The organism is Nocardia sp. NPDC050175, assembly GCF_044459885.1.
Taxonomy (GTDB): domain Bacteria; phylum Actinomycetota; class Actinomycetes; order Mycobacteriales; family Mycobacteriaceae; genus Nocardia.
Genome location: NZ_JBITJI010000015.1, coordinates 244491 through 258350, shown reverse-complemented (window position 1 = coordinate 258350; position 13860 = coordinate 244491). Strand labels below are relative to the sequence as shown.

Annotated in this window: 14 protein-coding genes; 8 read left to right on the top strand and 6 right to left on the bottom strand. The window is 65.5% G+C overall.

The genetic code is table 11. From position 1 onward, the window contains the following. Nucleotides 1–18: 18 nt before the first annotated feature. The 3 genes from mgtA to ACIBK2_RS38430 all read right to left on the bottom strand — a co-directional run bounded on the left by mgtA (nucleotide 19) and on the right by ACIBK2_RS38430 (nucleotide 4198). Nucleotides 19–2676 carry a magnesium-translocating P-type ATPase gene (mgtA, locus tag ACIBK2_RS38440; protein ID WP_396974905.1) on the bottom strand — a complete coding sequence of 886 codons (2658 nt, stop codon included), beginning with the start codon at nucleotides 2674–2676 and terminating at the stop codon, nucleotides 19–21. Nucleotides 2677–2994: 318 nt separating this feature from the next. Next, nucleotides 2995–3897 carry a universal stress protein gene (locus ACIBK2_RS38435; protein WP_396974903.1) on the bottom strand — a complete coding sequence of 301 codons (903 nt, stop codon included), beginning with the start codon at nucleotides 3895–3897 and terminating at the stop codon, nucleotides 2995–2997. 25 nt (nucleotides 3898–3922) lie between these two features. Next, nucleotides 3923–4198, bottom strand: a complete 276-nt coding sequence (locus ACIBK2_RS38430; protein WP_396974901.1) for a hypothetical protein — start codon at nucleotides 4196–4198, stop codon at nucleotides 3923–3925. A gap of 289 nt (nucleotides 4199–4487) precedes the next feature. On the opposite strand from ACIBK2_RS38430, the gene ACIBK2_RS38425 reads away from it, so the two are divergent. The 7 genes from ACIBK2_RS38425 to ACIBK2_RS38395 all read left to right on the top strand — a co-directional run bounded on the left by ACIBK2_RS38425 (nucleotide 4488) and on the right by ACIBK2_RS38395 (nucleotide 10537). Beyond that, nucleotides 4488–5015, top strand: coding sequence for a flavodoxin domain-containing protein (locus ACIBK2_RS38425; RefSeq protein ID WP_396974899.1), 528 nt, complete (start codon nucleotides 4488–4490; stop codon nucleotides 5013–5015). Between the two features lie 16 nt (nucleotides 5016–5031). Continuing rightward, entirely contained in the window at nucleotides 5032–5907 is an 876-nt protein-coding gene (locus ACIBK2_RS38420; RefSeq protein WP_396974898.1) for a DUF302 domain-containing protein, read from the top strand. A 37-nt stretch (nucleotides 5908–5944) separates the two neighbouring features. Further along, nucleotides 5945–6823 (top strand): universal stress protein, encoded by an 879-nt coding sequence (locus tag ACIBK2_RS38415; protein WP_396974896.1) that lies wholly within the window; start codon nucleotides 5945–5947, stop codon nucleotides 6821–6823. 27 nt (nucleotides 6824–6850) lie between these two features. Then, nucleotides 6851–7903, top strand: coding sequence for a zinc-dependent alcohol dehydrogenase family protein (locus ACIBK2_RS38410; protein ID WP_396974894.1), 1053 nt, complete (start codon nucleotides 6851–6853; stop codon nucleotides 7901–7903). Between the two features lie 118 nt (nucleotides 7904–8021). Continuing rightward, nucleotides 8022–8684, top strand: a complete 663-nt coding sequence (locus ACIBK2_RS38405) for an SRPBCC family protein (RefSeq protein ID WP_396974892.1) — start codon at nucleotides 8022–8024, stop codon at nucleotides 8682–8684. Between the two features lie 142 nt (nucleotides 8685–8826). Further along, nucleotides 8827–9090, top strand: a complete 264-nt coding sequence (locus tag ACIBK2_RS38400; RefSeq protein ID WP_396974890.1) for an SDR family NAD(P)-dependent oxidoreductase — start codon at nucleotides 8827–8829, stop codon at nucleotides 9088–9090. Nucleotides 9091–9244: 154 nt separating this feature from the next. Then, nucleotides 9245–10537, top strand: a complete 1293-nt coding sequence (locus ACIBK2_RS38395; RefSeq protein ID WP_396974889.1) for a wax ester/triacylglycerol synthase domain-containing protein — start codon at nucleotides 9245–9247, stop codon at nucleotides 10535–10537. A 344-nt stretch (nucleotides 10538–10881) separates the two neighbouring features. On the opposite strand, the gene ACIBK2_RS38390 is transcribed toward ACIBK2_RS38395, so the two are convergent. Then, nucleotides 10882–11388, bottom strand: coding sequence for a nitroreductase/quinone reductase family protein (locus ACIBK2_RS38390; RefSeq protein WP_396974887.1), 507 nt, complete (start codon nucleotides 11386–11388; stop codon nucleotides 10882–10884). Between the two features lie 359 nt (nucleotides 11389–11747). Between ACIBK2_RS38390 and ACIBK2_RS38385 the strand changes: the two genes are divergently transcribed. Then, nucleotides 11748–12743 carry an Acg family FMN-binding oxidoreductase gene (locus ACIBK2_RS38385; RefSeq protein WP_396974885.1) on the top strand — a complete coding sequence of 332 codons (996 nt, stop codon included), beginning with the start codon at nucleotides 11748–11750 and terminating at the stop codon, nucleotides 12741–12743. A 1-nt stretch (nucleotide 12744) separates the two neighbouring features. Here the strand turns inward: ACIBK2_RS38385 and ACIBK2_RS38380 are convergent, their stop codons facing one another. Together ACIBK2_RS38380 and ACIBK2_RS38375 are read right to left on the bottom strand one after the other, a co-directional pair. Further along, on the bottom strand, nucleotides 12745–13461 hold the full coding sequence (locus ACIBK2_RS38380) for an acyl-ACP desaturase (protein ID WP_396974883.1): 717 nt from the start codon (nucleotides 13459–13461) through the stop codon (nucleotides 12745–12747). A gap of 9 nt (nucleotides 13462–13470) precedes the next feature. Then, nucleotides 13471–13854, bottom strand: coding sequence for a hypothetical protein (locus ACIBK2_RS38375; RefSeq protein ID WP_396974881.1), 384 nt, complete (start codon nucleotides 13852–13854; stop codon nucleotides 13471–13473). Nucleotides 13855–13860: the final 6 nt, after the last annotated feature.

The following is a 13860-nucleotide window of genomic DNA, read 5'->3' as shown; positions in this document are numbered from 1 at the left end:
CCTCCTCTGGATCGTTGTTCAGGTGTAGGCCGCCACCGACGCGGATCGCGTTGCGGCAGTGCTGAATCGGGCGGCGCGGCGGCGCAGCGAACGGCTCGTGCTGTAGCGCCTGCGCCGCGGTGTGACGGTCACGGCAGCCATGCGATAGAAGATGCGCTTACCGATTTCGATGAGCACGAGATAGCCGACAACCATGGCGGCCAGTGCCGCGAAGTACAGACCGGGCAGCGGACTGAACCCGAGCGTATGAGCCAGCGGCGTGGCAGGCAGGACGGCACCGATCGCGACTACGCCGAACGCCGCCAGCAGCAGCGCAACGCTGGGACGGCTGCGGAAGAACGGTATCCGGCGGGTACGGATCGCGAAGATCACCAGGGTCTGGGTCGCCAGCGACTCGACGAACCAGCCGGTGCGGAATTCCATCGGCCCGGCGTGGAAGATCCCGAGCATGACCGCGAAGGTCAGAAAGTCGAACACCGAGCTCAGTGGACCGAAGAAGATCATGAAGCGCCGGATGAAACCGATATCCCAGTGCGAGGGGCGACGCAGTTGTTCCTCGTCGACCTGGTCGGTCGGGATGGCGAGTTGGCTGGTGTCGTAGAGCAGGTTGTTGACCAGGATCTGCGAGGGCAGCATCGGCAGGAACGACAGGAACACCGAGGCGCCCGCGGCGGAGAACATGTTGCCGAAGTTGCTCGACGTACCCATCAGGACGTATTTGATGGTGTTGGCGAAGATGCGGCGTCCCTCGCCGACACCGTCGGCGAGTACGTCGAGGTTCTTTTCCAGCAGGATCACATCGGCCGCGTCTTTGGCGACGTCGGTGGCCGAATCCACGGAGATGCCGACGTCGGCGGCGTGCAGTGCGAGCGCGTCGTTGACGCCGTCGCCGAGGAACGCGACAGCTCCCCCGCTGAGGCGTTGGACCCGCACTATCCGGGCTTTCGCCGCGGGGCTGATGCGGGCGAACACGGTCGTTGCCGGAATTGCGAGGGCGAGCGCGGCGTCATCGAGTGCATCGACCTCAGCACCTGTCAGTACGCCTTTGCCGAGTCCGAGATCGCGGCAGACCTTCGACGCGACGGCCGGGTTGTCGCCGGTGACCACCTTGACCGAAATCCCCAACGTCGCCAGCCTGCGCAGTGCGGCGGCGGCGTCGGTTTTGGGTGGGTCCAGGAATACCAGCAGCCCGACCAATCGCAGGTCGTGTTCGTCGCGAGTTGTCGGTGGCTGCTGATCGCGGGCAGGGCGGGCGGCGACGGCGACCACGCGGTTGCCTGCGGCGAACTCCGCGGCCAGTGCTTCGCGTGCGGCGGCGGGCACCTCGATGCATCGTTGCAACACTGTTTCGGGTGCGCCTTTGGTGATCAGGGTCGACCGGCCCGCACTGTCGCGGACCAGGACCGAGACCATGTTGCGTTGATGGTCGAAAGGCAGCACACCGAGTCTGGTGTAGCTCGCCAGGGCGGACTGCTGGGCCTTGACTTCAGGTGCGTTCCACAGTGCTTGGTCGAGCGGGTTTCCGCCGACGATGTCGCCGGGTTCTCCGCTGTGTTCGGTGCACAGCAGTCCCCACCGCAGCACGCTGTCGGGGTCGGCATCTGCTGCCGGTATCGCGCGGGTGAAGTCGATGTGTCCCTCGGTGAGGGTGCCGGTCTTGTCGGTGAACAGGACATCGACGTTGCCGAGATCCTCGATGCACACCAGCCGTTTGACCAAGACTTTGCGCCGGCTCATGCGCCGCGATCCCGCGGCAAGACTGCTCGACACCACCGCGGGGAGCAGTTGCGGGGTGATCCCGACCGCGATCGCCAGTGAGAACAGCAGCGCGTCCATCACCGGTTTGTGCAGGACCATGTTGGTCACGAATATCGACGTGGTCAGCGCCCCGGCCACGTAGACGAGCAGCATCGAGAACTTGCGCAGTCCAACCTGAAACTCGGTGTCGAGTGGATGGGTGTTCAGTCCCGCGGCGATCTTGCCGAACTCGGTGCGCGCCCCGGTGGCAACGACGAGCCCGCGACCGCTACCCGCATTGACCACCGTGCCCATCAGCGCACATCCGGACAGCTCGGCCAACGCAGTGTGCGCGGGCACGGTGTCAATGGTCTTGTCGACGGGCAACGACTCCCCGGTCAGCACCGATTCGTCACAGGACAGGCCCGTGACCTCCAGCAGCCGAAGGTCTGCGGCGACGATATCGCCGAGCCGCAGATCGAGGATGTCCCCCGGGACCAGGTCGGTCACGTCGACCTGGCTTGGCCGGCCGTCCCGGATCACCACGGTCTGGTGGTGGATCTGGTCGTGCAAGCCTGCCGCGGCCTTCTCGGCCCGATACTCGTTCACCGCCCCTAGTCCGACCGACAGCGCGACGATCACGCTGATGACCAGCGCGTCGCTGCGTTCACCAAGGAAGAAGGAGACGAACGCCGCGGCCAACAGCAAAGCGAGCAGCGGCGAGCGCACCTGATGCCAGAGCACCAGCAGCAGACGGGCGCGGTGTGAGGACACCGCGTTGAGCCCCCATCGCGCCTGCCGACGCGCGACTTCGCCGCTCGACAAACCCGCACCGATATCGGTGCCGAGCTGCTCCAGCAACTCGGTGCTGGACATTGCCGCAGCGGACACGATTCCGGTTGCGGGTGAGTCCGGGCGCACGGCCTCGATGGCGGTCATCGTAGAGCGGACGGTGATCCGTTGTTCACCGACGCTACCGACGCCGGCGTTCGCCAGGGCCAGAAGGCAACCGGCCTGATACTCGGAAATGTTGCAGCAGAGGCGTTTTCGCGAACCGTCCGATGCTGGACACCACGGGACAGTGGTAAACCCTGTGCAGCGGCAAGGACGATCATGGCAACTCCAGCACTGCTGGTAGCGCAGTCGCGTACAGGGTGTCTACGACTTACGTCTACAGCGTAGTCGTGTGACCGCGCGACAGCGCCCTGCCCGACGACAGCTCCATCTATCGGCGATGTCAGCGGCATAGAGCGTTCGTCAGCGCTCACGGACGACGATCATCGGCACCTCAACTGAATGCAGCAGTGCGTTGCTGGTCGAACCGAGCACCATGCTGGCGAATCCGCCACGCCCGTGACTACCGACGACGACCAGTTGGGCGTTGGCTGATTCATCCAGCAGTGAGCGAACCGGACTGTCGGCCAACACGATTCGGCGTACCGCGACGTCGGGGTAGCGCTCGGCGTAACCGGCGAGGCTCTCGGCAAGGACGGCCCGCGCGGAGTCCTGCGCGCCTTCCCAACCCGCGGCCGTCGAGTCTTGTCCGCTGACATCGCTCCACGTGTGCAGCGCGGTGAGGCCGACCTTGCGGCGCGAGGCTTCCTCGAAGCCGAGCTCCAGGGCCGCAACGCTGTTACTGCTGCCGTCGACTCCGACGAGTACCGGCTGACGCGCTGAGACCGCGTCGATTGCCGACATCCCGTGGATCACCGCGACCGGGCAATGCGCATGCTGAGTGGTCGCGGTGCTGACCGACCCGAGCAGTCCGCGCTGGAACGCACCCATCCCACGGCTACCGACGACCAGCATCCGCGCCTGTGCGGACCGTTCGATCAGCATCGGGATGACCAGCTCGAACGACAGCTCGGTGGTGATCTGCGATTCGTCGCCCGGTGCCGCGGTGTGTGCGATCCGGGTGGCCTCGACGAGGATTTGTTCGCCGTCGTCGCGCTTCCACGCCAAGTCAGCTTCAGCCAGGGAGATGCCCGGTCCGAAGCCGGCCTGGATCGCCATCGAGGTGACCAGGTGCAGTCGGCAGTGATGCAACCTTGCTTCGACCGCGGCCCAGGCCACGGCCTGGGCCGAGCTCGCGCTGCCGTCGACGGCAGCGATGATCGGTGGGTTGAGTTCTGTTGATGGCGAATGACTTTCGATAGACATCGGGCACTCTTCCTCGATAGGGAGATCAGTGGTTGACTCGGACCGAGCCGACCGGTTTCGCGGCAGTCGGACACAACACGGCGCGACGGTGCAGGTACTCGGACTCGTCGACATCACCGCTGGCGAACCGTTCGGCCAGCAGAGCCTCGGGCGAGAGCCTCGTCGTCGCCGCCGTCGCTGTGCTGGCGGACCTGCCGATCGCGATGATCGCGATGATCGCCGTGACCCACAGCGGGACCACGACCAGAATCATGAGGACGAACATCCACCCCTGTGGGCCGTCCTCATACCAATACATCATCGCTTGTCCTCTGTGATCGGCTGATTTGGTTCTCCGGCATGGCCGTTCAGCGCGTTGTCGGCGGCGTCGACCGTCTTTCTTCGAGCATTGCGCTGAACCTCGCACGCGGACAGAGAAGAAGGTCACCCGTGCCCTGCCGAGTGGCCCGACCTGCTCGCAGTGCCGCGCCTTTCCCCGAACGCTGGTGGCCGAAGGTCCTTCGGTAAGCGTCGGTTCGGCACTGTGCGCTGCGACAACGCGAACGTAGCGTCGAAGTCAACAGCTTCCACAGGTAGATGAGGAGAACGAGATGCACTCACGGGTCGTCTACGAATCCATGTTCGGCAACACCGCCGCTGTCGCCGAGGCCATCGCGGCGGGGCTACGCACCTACGGCACCGTCGAGGTGCTCAACGTCGCCGCGGCCGCGAACGTGTCCGCACCGTCGGTCGATCTGCTGGTGGTCGGCGCACCGACGCACACTTTCGGCTTGAGCAGGCAGCGAACCCGGCGCGACGCCGCCGGACGCACCGACGCGCCGGTCGTGATCGACATCGGCGTTCGGGAATGGCTCGACGCGGCGCTTCCCGTACCAGCAGGCAGCCGAGCGGCGGCGTTCGGGACGAACATCGCGAAGCCGTCCTGGCTGCCGGGTTCTGCCGCGCACGGTGTGGGTAAACGATTGCGGCGCTTGCGGTATGAGCTTGTCGGCGATCCGATGGACTTCCTCGTCGACGGCATGACCGGACCGCTCAGCGCGGGCGAACTGGCACGGGCCCGCGCCTGGGCCGAACGCCTCGCCCACGTCGAGCACGACCACCTCGCGCACCGCGTCTGAAATCGACCGGCCGACAATGAGCTACCACATTCTGGTCGATCACTCGGCCGCGCAGACAGTCCTCGAACTGCACCGTAACGTCTACCCCGACGACGCCGGAGACGACATCCGCAACGGCATGCGGGCACTCTACGATCTGGGTGCCACGACCGGTTTCGTCCCGTCCGGACCGCCAACCACGACGTATCTTGGCAGATGCGGGTCCGGCATATCGACTGAGGTCCAATTCGAGCTCCCGATGACAGCGGGACCACTCGACGATCCCGACGAGCAGGCCGGGCTTCGGCACAACGACCCCTTCTTGTTCGCGCACACCACCCATCGCGGCGGCTACCACCAGATCGGCGAGGCCTACCGCGCCCTCTACGCGTGGCTCGACACCTCGATGTTCCAGCAGGCCGGGCCGCCGACCGAGGTGTACCTGGTCGCACCCAGTGAGGTACTCGATCCTGCCGAGCTACTCACCGAGATCCGCATCCCCATCGTCCCCGCCGAACTCGCGGTGCGCGTCGCGGCGCCGTTCGACCGGACCGTGTCGATCGTGCGAAACGCGTTGACCGAGCAGGGGTTCGGCGTGCTGACCGAAATCGATGTCCGGGCGACCCTGCGGGCGGAACTCGGTGTCGAGATGGCGGATTACCTCATCCTCGGCGCCTGTAACCCCGCCCTCGCGCGAGAAGCCCTCGATATCGATCGTCAGGTGGGCCTGTTGATGCCCTGCAACGTCGTGATCCGCGCCGACGCCGACAGCGTTGTCGTTGAAGCGGCCGACCCAGACCGGATGCTCGGCGCGGACGATCGACCCGAGTTGCGTCCGGTCGCACAGGACGCCCGCACCCGTCTCGCCGCCGTACTCCTGGCCGTCGCGCAAGCCACCGCGCCATCTCGATAGCCACACCGATCACCGCCCCGCAGAAAGCCGAAAGCAGATGTCCCCCAACACTATCAACCATCCAGTTCTCGTCGGCACCGATGGCTCCGAAGCCGCGACCGACGCCGTACGCTGGGCCGCCTGCGACGCGGCACGCCATGGCGCGCCGCTGCACATCGTGTACTCGATCGACGTCCCGATGGACTTCGGCCCCAGCCTGGCCTTCACCCGCATCGACTACGACGCCTACCGGCAGGCCGGTGCCGTAATCACCGACAAGGCACGCGAATCCGCCATTGCAGCGGCCGCACCAATCGCCGGCATCGACATCAGGACTTTTGTCGTCGAAGCCCCGCCGATTCCGGTGCTGCGTGATCGGTCCGCGGACGCGCGACTGCTCGTCATCGGTACCCACGGTTACGGCGCTATCGGCCGGGGTCTACTCGGGTCGGTGAGCACGTCATTGGCCAGACACGCGCTGTGCCCGGTCGCGGTGATCCCCGCGACGACAGACGGCAAACCACAGCGGACGCATGGCCCGGTGGTCGTCGGCGTCGACGGTTCCGCGGGTGGTGCGCTCGCGCTCGACGTCGCTTTCGACGAAGCGTCGCGCCGTGACGCTCTGTTGCTCGCGGTCCGCACCTGGTCTGGGTTCAGCCACTACATTCCGCGCATCGATCTGCGGCAGGAGGCCGAGGTGCTGCTCGCCGAGGCCATCGCGGGTTATCAGGAGAAATACCCCGACGTTCAGGTGACCCGGCTTATCGCGCAGATGCGCCCGGCCAAGTGTCTGCTCGAATCCGCCGAACTCGCGCAGCTGATCGTGGTCGGCAGCCACGGCCACCGCGGTTTCGCCGGAATGGCGCTCGGATCGGTCGGCCAAGCCGTGTTGCACGGCGCACACTGCCCGGTCATTGTCGCCCGCCCACCGAACTGACCTCCCGACCACCGTAGGAGAAACCCCATGTATGCCATGACTTTTCGTGGTCCAGGCCAACCCAGCTGGGACCAGGTTCCCGACCCCGAGATCCAGCACAGCACCGACGCGATCGTGCGCGTCGACGCGGTCACGATCTGCGGAACCGATCTGCACATCCTCAAAGGCGATGTCCCCGAAGTCACCCCGGGACGCGTTCTCGGCCACGAAGCGGTCGGCACGGTCACCGAAGTCGGTGCTGGTGTGCGCTCCCGCAAAGTCGGTGACCGCGTACTGATCTCGTGCATCTCGGCTTGCGGTACGTGCCGATTCTGCAAGGAAGGCCGCTACGGTCAGTGCCTCGGTGGCGGCGGCTGGATTCTCGGCCACCTGATCGACGGCACCCAAGCCGAATCGGTGCGCGTGCCCTTCGCCGACATGTCCACCCACCCGATCCCCGACGGCCTCACCGACGAACAGATGCTGATGCTGGCCGATATCCTGCCGACCAGCCACGAAGTAGGCGTGCTCAACGGCAGGGTCCGTCCCGGCGACGTGGTCGTGATCATCGGCGCGGGACCGATCGGATTGGCCGCGATCATGACCGCACGGCTCTACAGTCCCGGCCACATCGTGGTCGTCGACCTCGTCGACAGTCGGCTGCAGGCCGCGAGCAAGTTCGGCGCGGACAGAACCCTCAACAGCAGCCGCGATGACGTCCGAGCGCACATCACCCAGCTCACCGGCAACCTGGGCGCCGACGTCGTCATGGAAGCCGTCGGCGTACCCGAAACCTTCGAGCTGGCAGTCGATCTCGTCCGCCCCGGCGGCCACGTCGCCAACATCGGCGTACACGGCGCCCCCGCGACCCTGCACCTGGAACGCCTCTGGACCCGCGACCTGACCATCACCACCGGCCTGGTCGACACCAGCTCCACCGCCACCCTCATCCAACTGATCCGCACCGGCCAGCTCGACCCGACACCGATGATCACCCACCACTTCGATATGAACGAATTCCCTAGCGCTTACGACGTTTTCGCGCGCGCCGGCGAGACGGGAGCACTCAAAGTGATGGTCTCGCGGACCGCGCAACAATGACCGCCCGTCACCTACGAACGCCGGAGATCGATCCGGAACTGGATGTAACGACCAAAGTCGACGCTGGCGCGGCCGCACGACTCTAGATCCACGCCACCTTTCGAAGGACCGTACGCATATGAGAACAAGGACAGCCCTCGCGGTCGGCACCACGACATACCTTGCCGCACTGGCATTGAGCTACGAGGCGATACTGCGTCGTCGGTGTCTCACTTGGGGCGCGACGACGGACGAGGTCGCTCGCATCATGCCGGGTGACGAGTTGCCTGCGGCCCCCGACATCATTACGACCAGGGCGATCACCATCGCCGCGAACCCGGCGGCGATCTGGCCGTGGCTGGTCCAACTCGGCCCCGGCAGAGGCGGCGCCTACACCTACGACTGGATCGAGAATCTGCTCGGGCTGAACATGCACAGCTCGAACGAGATCCTTCCGCAGTTCCAAAATCTTTCTGTCGGCGATACTTTCGTCCTCGGTAAGGACGGTCCGAAGCTTCGGGCCGTCACTATCGAACCCGAGCAAGCTCTGGTGTTCGCGTCCACCGACGGACACTGGGTGTGGGCGTTCGGGCTCTATCCGAGCGCCGATGGCACCCGTCTGGTGAGTCGCAACCGAATCGTCCTGCCCGAATCCGGTTCGCTGACAAGGCTGTTCAGTCGGCTGATCATGGAGCCGGGAAGCTGGATAATGGAGCGCAAGATGCTGATCGGCATCAAGCAGCGAGCCGAACGCGGCAAAACACCGGTTGCCGATCGTCCGGTCGAAGCTCAGGCAGGCTAGCTGCGTGTCGACCGACTTCCGATCGAGTAATCGACACTGAGTCGGATAGTCCTGCGCACTGAGGACCTTCGCCAGGCTCGCCCGGCACCGATCCACGCAAGGCTCTAGTGACACCACCAATACAGCCGGAGAGGTTGTCACAGTGAACAGTTTCACTGGACGAAGCGCCATCGTCACCGGCGGCGCACGCGGCATCGGCGCCGCCATCGTGCAAGCGCTCGTCAAAGAGAACATCGCGGTGGTCATCGCCGACCTGCTCGAGCCAGAGGGCAAGGAGCTGACCCGCGCCCTCGGACCGAATGTCATGTTCCAGCGGCACGACGTCACCGACAAACAGAATTGGCGCGACCTCATCGACCAGGCCGCTTTGCCGATGTTCGACCGCCGAGACATCGCTGGCATTTAAGCCGCCCCGAATTCGATGCGAAGCGTCGGCACCCGTCGAACTGGATCGTCGACAACGTAATCAACGGAGGTACACGGTGACACGAGTACATGTGCCTGTCACACCAGGTCCGCCTACTCGGTCGCGTTCGGACCTGATCGAGCGAGCGGGTCCGATGGACCTCACCGTGCTGGTCGCCGACCACGCTTCGATACCGATGAACATCGGCGCGATCCTGCTCTTCGACAGTGCGGCCTCGCCGACGCCGCAGGACGTCCGAGCACTGCTCGCCGATCGGATCCCTCGGATACCTCGACTCCGGCAAACGTTGCGGCGCACTCCTTTCGGTTGTGGACGGCCCATCTGGGTCGATGACCCAGGATTCGTGCTCGACGACCACCTGCAGGTGCTCATCCGCCCGGAATCGGCGCAGGAACCGGAGCTCTTCGGTATCGCCACCGACATGTTGTGCCGACCTCTGCCACCGGGTCGAGCATTGTGGCGTGCATGCCTGGTCATCTCGCCGGAGCATTGCGCCTTGATCGTCATCGTGCACCACGTACTCACCGACGGTCTCGGCGGTTTGGCCGTGTTAGCGGCACTGGCCGACGAGGGTCCCGTGCAACCGGTCCGAGATTTCCCCCAGTCACCACCGAGTAGATGGGCGATGGCCTCCGACGCGGCCCGCGAGCGGCTGCACACGATTCGCGCCATGCCGGTCGATATCCGGCGAGGGTTCGCGGGCCTGCGCGAACTCGGATTCAGCTCGACCAGCTTGCGCCCGATCGAACGAACCTCCTTGAACCGGCCGACTTCGTCTCGCCGCCGAGCCACCCGGGTCGCGGTCGAGCTGGCCGACGTCGTCGCGACCGCACACCACGCGGACGGCACCGTCAACGACGTGGTGCTCGCCGCGATCACCGGCGCAGTGCTGGATATCCTGCGGGCCCGCGGCGAGCGGCCGCGTCAACTGGTGATATCGGTGCCGATCTCCGGCCGCCACGCCGCGGCACCGAGCGAACTGGGCAACAACACCGGAGTCCGGCCGATCTCGATTCCCGCGATAGACGACGACGCGACACGACTCACCGATATCGTCGCCGTGTCGAAGGCGCTGAACAGATCAACCGTCCGTGCTTCGTCGGCGGTGCCGCTGGGCGGTGTGTTCCGGCTGCTGCATCGCACCGGGATGTTCGAGGTCTTCATCGAGCATCAACGCCTCGTGCACACCTTCGAAACGAACCTGCGTGGACCCGCTACCGCCCTGCACCTGGCCGGGCATCGAGTAGCAGGGCTCGTGCCAGTGGTCGCTACCCCCGGCAATGTCGGGGTGACCTTCGCGGTGCTGTCCTACGCGGGCACCCTGTCGATCACCGTTATCGCCGACCCGGACATCGTCACCGACCAGGACCGGCTCACCGACGCACTCGCGGCGAGACTCGAGCGCCTGAACCGAACGCATCGGTGACAGGGGCACCGACCCCCGGTCACGGAAGATCGCGCAGATCCAATCACCGCGGCAAGGACCTCGGCAATCGCGGTTGGTGGCTTTCGGTCCTGCCGAACGACGCGCTCGATGACGACGATTGATACATGACGAGCACGACTCGATATGAGGCACCAAGCTTCGGCGCAACCGTGATGTTGACGATGCTGCACTCACCCATCGCGGCCGGGCTGCGGCGGAATCTGTGCGAACTGCGCTACCAGGGCCGACGGTCGGGCCGTCACATCGATCGGGCACCCCCACTCGGCCGGTTCGGCAAGCAGGTCGCGGTCCGACCTGCTCGATCAGTCGATATGTGGGTGTGGTCAGACGGCGCGGTCGATCCGGAAAACCGGATACTGATCGGCGATCTTCTCGAATTCGCCAAGGGGCGCATGGCGATCGATCGGGTAGTGCGGCCGAGCGCCGGGCGCCACCGCGAGGTAGCGGCGCAAAATGGGGGCACGAGCTTCGGGCGCGACTTCGTCCAGTTGCACAGCTTCGCTGCCACGCCGGTGCAGCACGGCCCGGCCGCCGGCGGCTCGGACGTTGCGGACCCAGTTGGCGTCCGGGCCGAGCATCGATACCAGATACCGGCTGCCGTCGTACTCGACTGCCACAACCGGCAGCATCACCGCACGGCCGGTACGTCGACCGGCCACCTCCAAGGTCAGGGCATAGTGCGGAGACAGAAGGCCCGCCGAGTACTGCACGCGTGAGATCCAGTTCAATACTCGTGCCACTGCGCCCGGTCGCCCGTCTCGATACATCCAGCGCTTGATCGCGTACAGTCGCTGACTTATCTTGCGTCCCAGGGTATTTGCCAGGTCCATCGGCGAACTCCATTCGTGTCAGGGCACTCCACCCGGTGATCGGCTGAGTCCTGCCCACTTTGCCCGCTCTGGCCGCTCTGGCCGCGCGATGATGTTGTCATGATGCGCCTGCATCCGAACGGGAGTGCACGATCGAGTCGCGGCCCTGATAGCGCACTCCCCCGACAGGAGCAGTCGCGTCCCACAATCATTGACCGCGCCACGGCGACCATCCAGAGTTGTAGGTCCCTTCTAATGCTCACCTTCGGCCCTGACCTTTCCGACGGGCACACCAAGACCCTGACGCAGTGACTTTGGACCCTCCGGATCAGGCGCAAGTCCCGTATCTGCCGCCTGCCGGGTCGACGGACACTCGATGTATGACCGAAAGCGTTGTTCTTCCCGAAACGTTCGTACCGGATCGACCGACCATCACGGCGGCTGTACGACTGGCCGGGCGGGCGCCGTCGGTGCACAACACGCAGCCGTGGCGCTGGGTTTTCGACGGCAAGCGCCTGCACCTTTATCGCGACAACGAACGACTCCTGGCGTCGGCCGATCCGCACGGCAGGAAGCTGGTTATCAGCTGCGGTGCGGTGCTGCACCATCTGCGCACCGCACTTGCCGAACGGGGCTGGCACACCGACACCGTACGGTTGCCCGATCCCGAGCAGCCCGATCATCTGGCGGCCATCGAGTTCCGCCCGTGGCCGGATGCGCCGATCGGGGTGCACGCCCGAGCCCGCGCGATCGAACTGCGTCGCACCGACCGGCTGCCGATGCTCCCGCCACGGAATTGGAACGAACTCGTGCACGCCGCGCGAATGCTGGCGAACCCGCACGATATCGAACTCGATGTCCTCAACGCGGATGCGCGATCGCGGCTGGCCATCGCTTCGCAGCACGCGACCGCGCTGCGCCGCTACGACATGGAGTACCAGACCGAATTACATTGGTGGACAGGCCATTCCCATGTGACCGAGGGTGTGCCGCGCAGCGCGCTCGTCTCGGACGCGGAATCCGCCCGTGTCCCGGTAGGTCGCGCCTTCCCGTCCGCGCCGCATTCGGCACGCCGCGGCGACGTCGAGGACCAGGCGCAACTGATCGTCCTCAGTTCCGCGGACGACTCGATGCTCGCGTGGCTGAACACCGGTGAAGCGCTGTCGGCGGTGTTGCTGGAGTGCACCGTGGCCGGCCAAGCCAGCTGCGCACTGACCCACATCACCGAACTGCCCACCGTCCGCAAGACCATCTCGAGTCTGCTGGCCGGCCCGGTGGTGCCTCAGGTTGTGATCCGGGTCGGCTCGGCGCCGGACGGAGAAGAACCGCCGACCTCGCCGCGCCGCCCGGTCACCGACATCCTTACCTTCGTTTAGCTCAGGCCCGAGCTCGCTCCCGAGCCAGCAAACGGTCACGCTGCTCCTCGAATTCAGGAATCCGCACCCGTTCGAGATCATCGAGGTAAGTCGCGAGCCACTCCCGGACCTGCTCACCACGTGCGGTGAAATCGTTGCGGCCGAAGATGTTCCACTGCCGCAGCACCGGCGCCAACACCTCCTCCAGGTGTTGACGGAGGTCATAAACGCCGTGTTTCGCCATCAGGACGCCGTGGCGGCGAAAGTTCGGCAGGCCGGCGCCGGGCATCTGGAAGTTACGCACGATAGCGTCGACAGCCTCGATCGCCTGATCCGGCACGAGATCGAGCGCCGCGCCGCACACCGTGCGGTAGAAGATCATGTGCAGGTTCTCGTCGGCGGCGATGCGCTGTGACATCTTGTCCGCGATCCAGCGGCCGATCCAGGTCCCCCACGCACCGTCACGGGAGAAGTTCCCGGAGATCTCGCGGTGGTAGGAGGGCAGGTTGTCCTCGGTGAGCAGATTGGTGATCATGGCAGCCTTGGCCACCTCGCTGAGCCTGGATTGATCCGGGTCCCAGTCGATTCCGCCGAGCATGGCGAAGTTGCGCCCCTGCTCCCACGGAATGTAGTCGTGCGGATGCCAGTCCTTCGTCATCGAAAGATGCCGGTGCACACAGTCTTCGGCGATCGGCTCCAGCTCGGTCAGGATTTCGCGTTGGATCAGGTCACGCGGCAATCTAGGTGCCTACCTTTCTCTTTCGACGGAATCGGTGGGTTCGATCAGCGCGAGGTCACCGTCGTAGCGGCGACAGAACAACCGGCCACGACGATCGCGCGGATCGGGATAGAACAGGAACGGCAAGCCATAGCGGCACAACCGATCTGCCGCTTCGTGCTCGCTCAGATATGGCGCCGGCTGCGGTCGCCGCGGATCCGGCCAGCGCGGCCGCACCTCACCCGCGGTGACACCGGCGAGGATCCGATCCAGCCGCTCGGCGGCGAAGGTTGTCGCGAACCCGCCGGGGCCGACCGCTTGCGCCCGGACCGGCACATCCCCGAAAGCGACGGTTACCTCCACCAGTACCGGCGTGGTGTGCGCCGTGGTCGACCTCAGTTCGGACACTGTCATGGATGG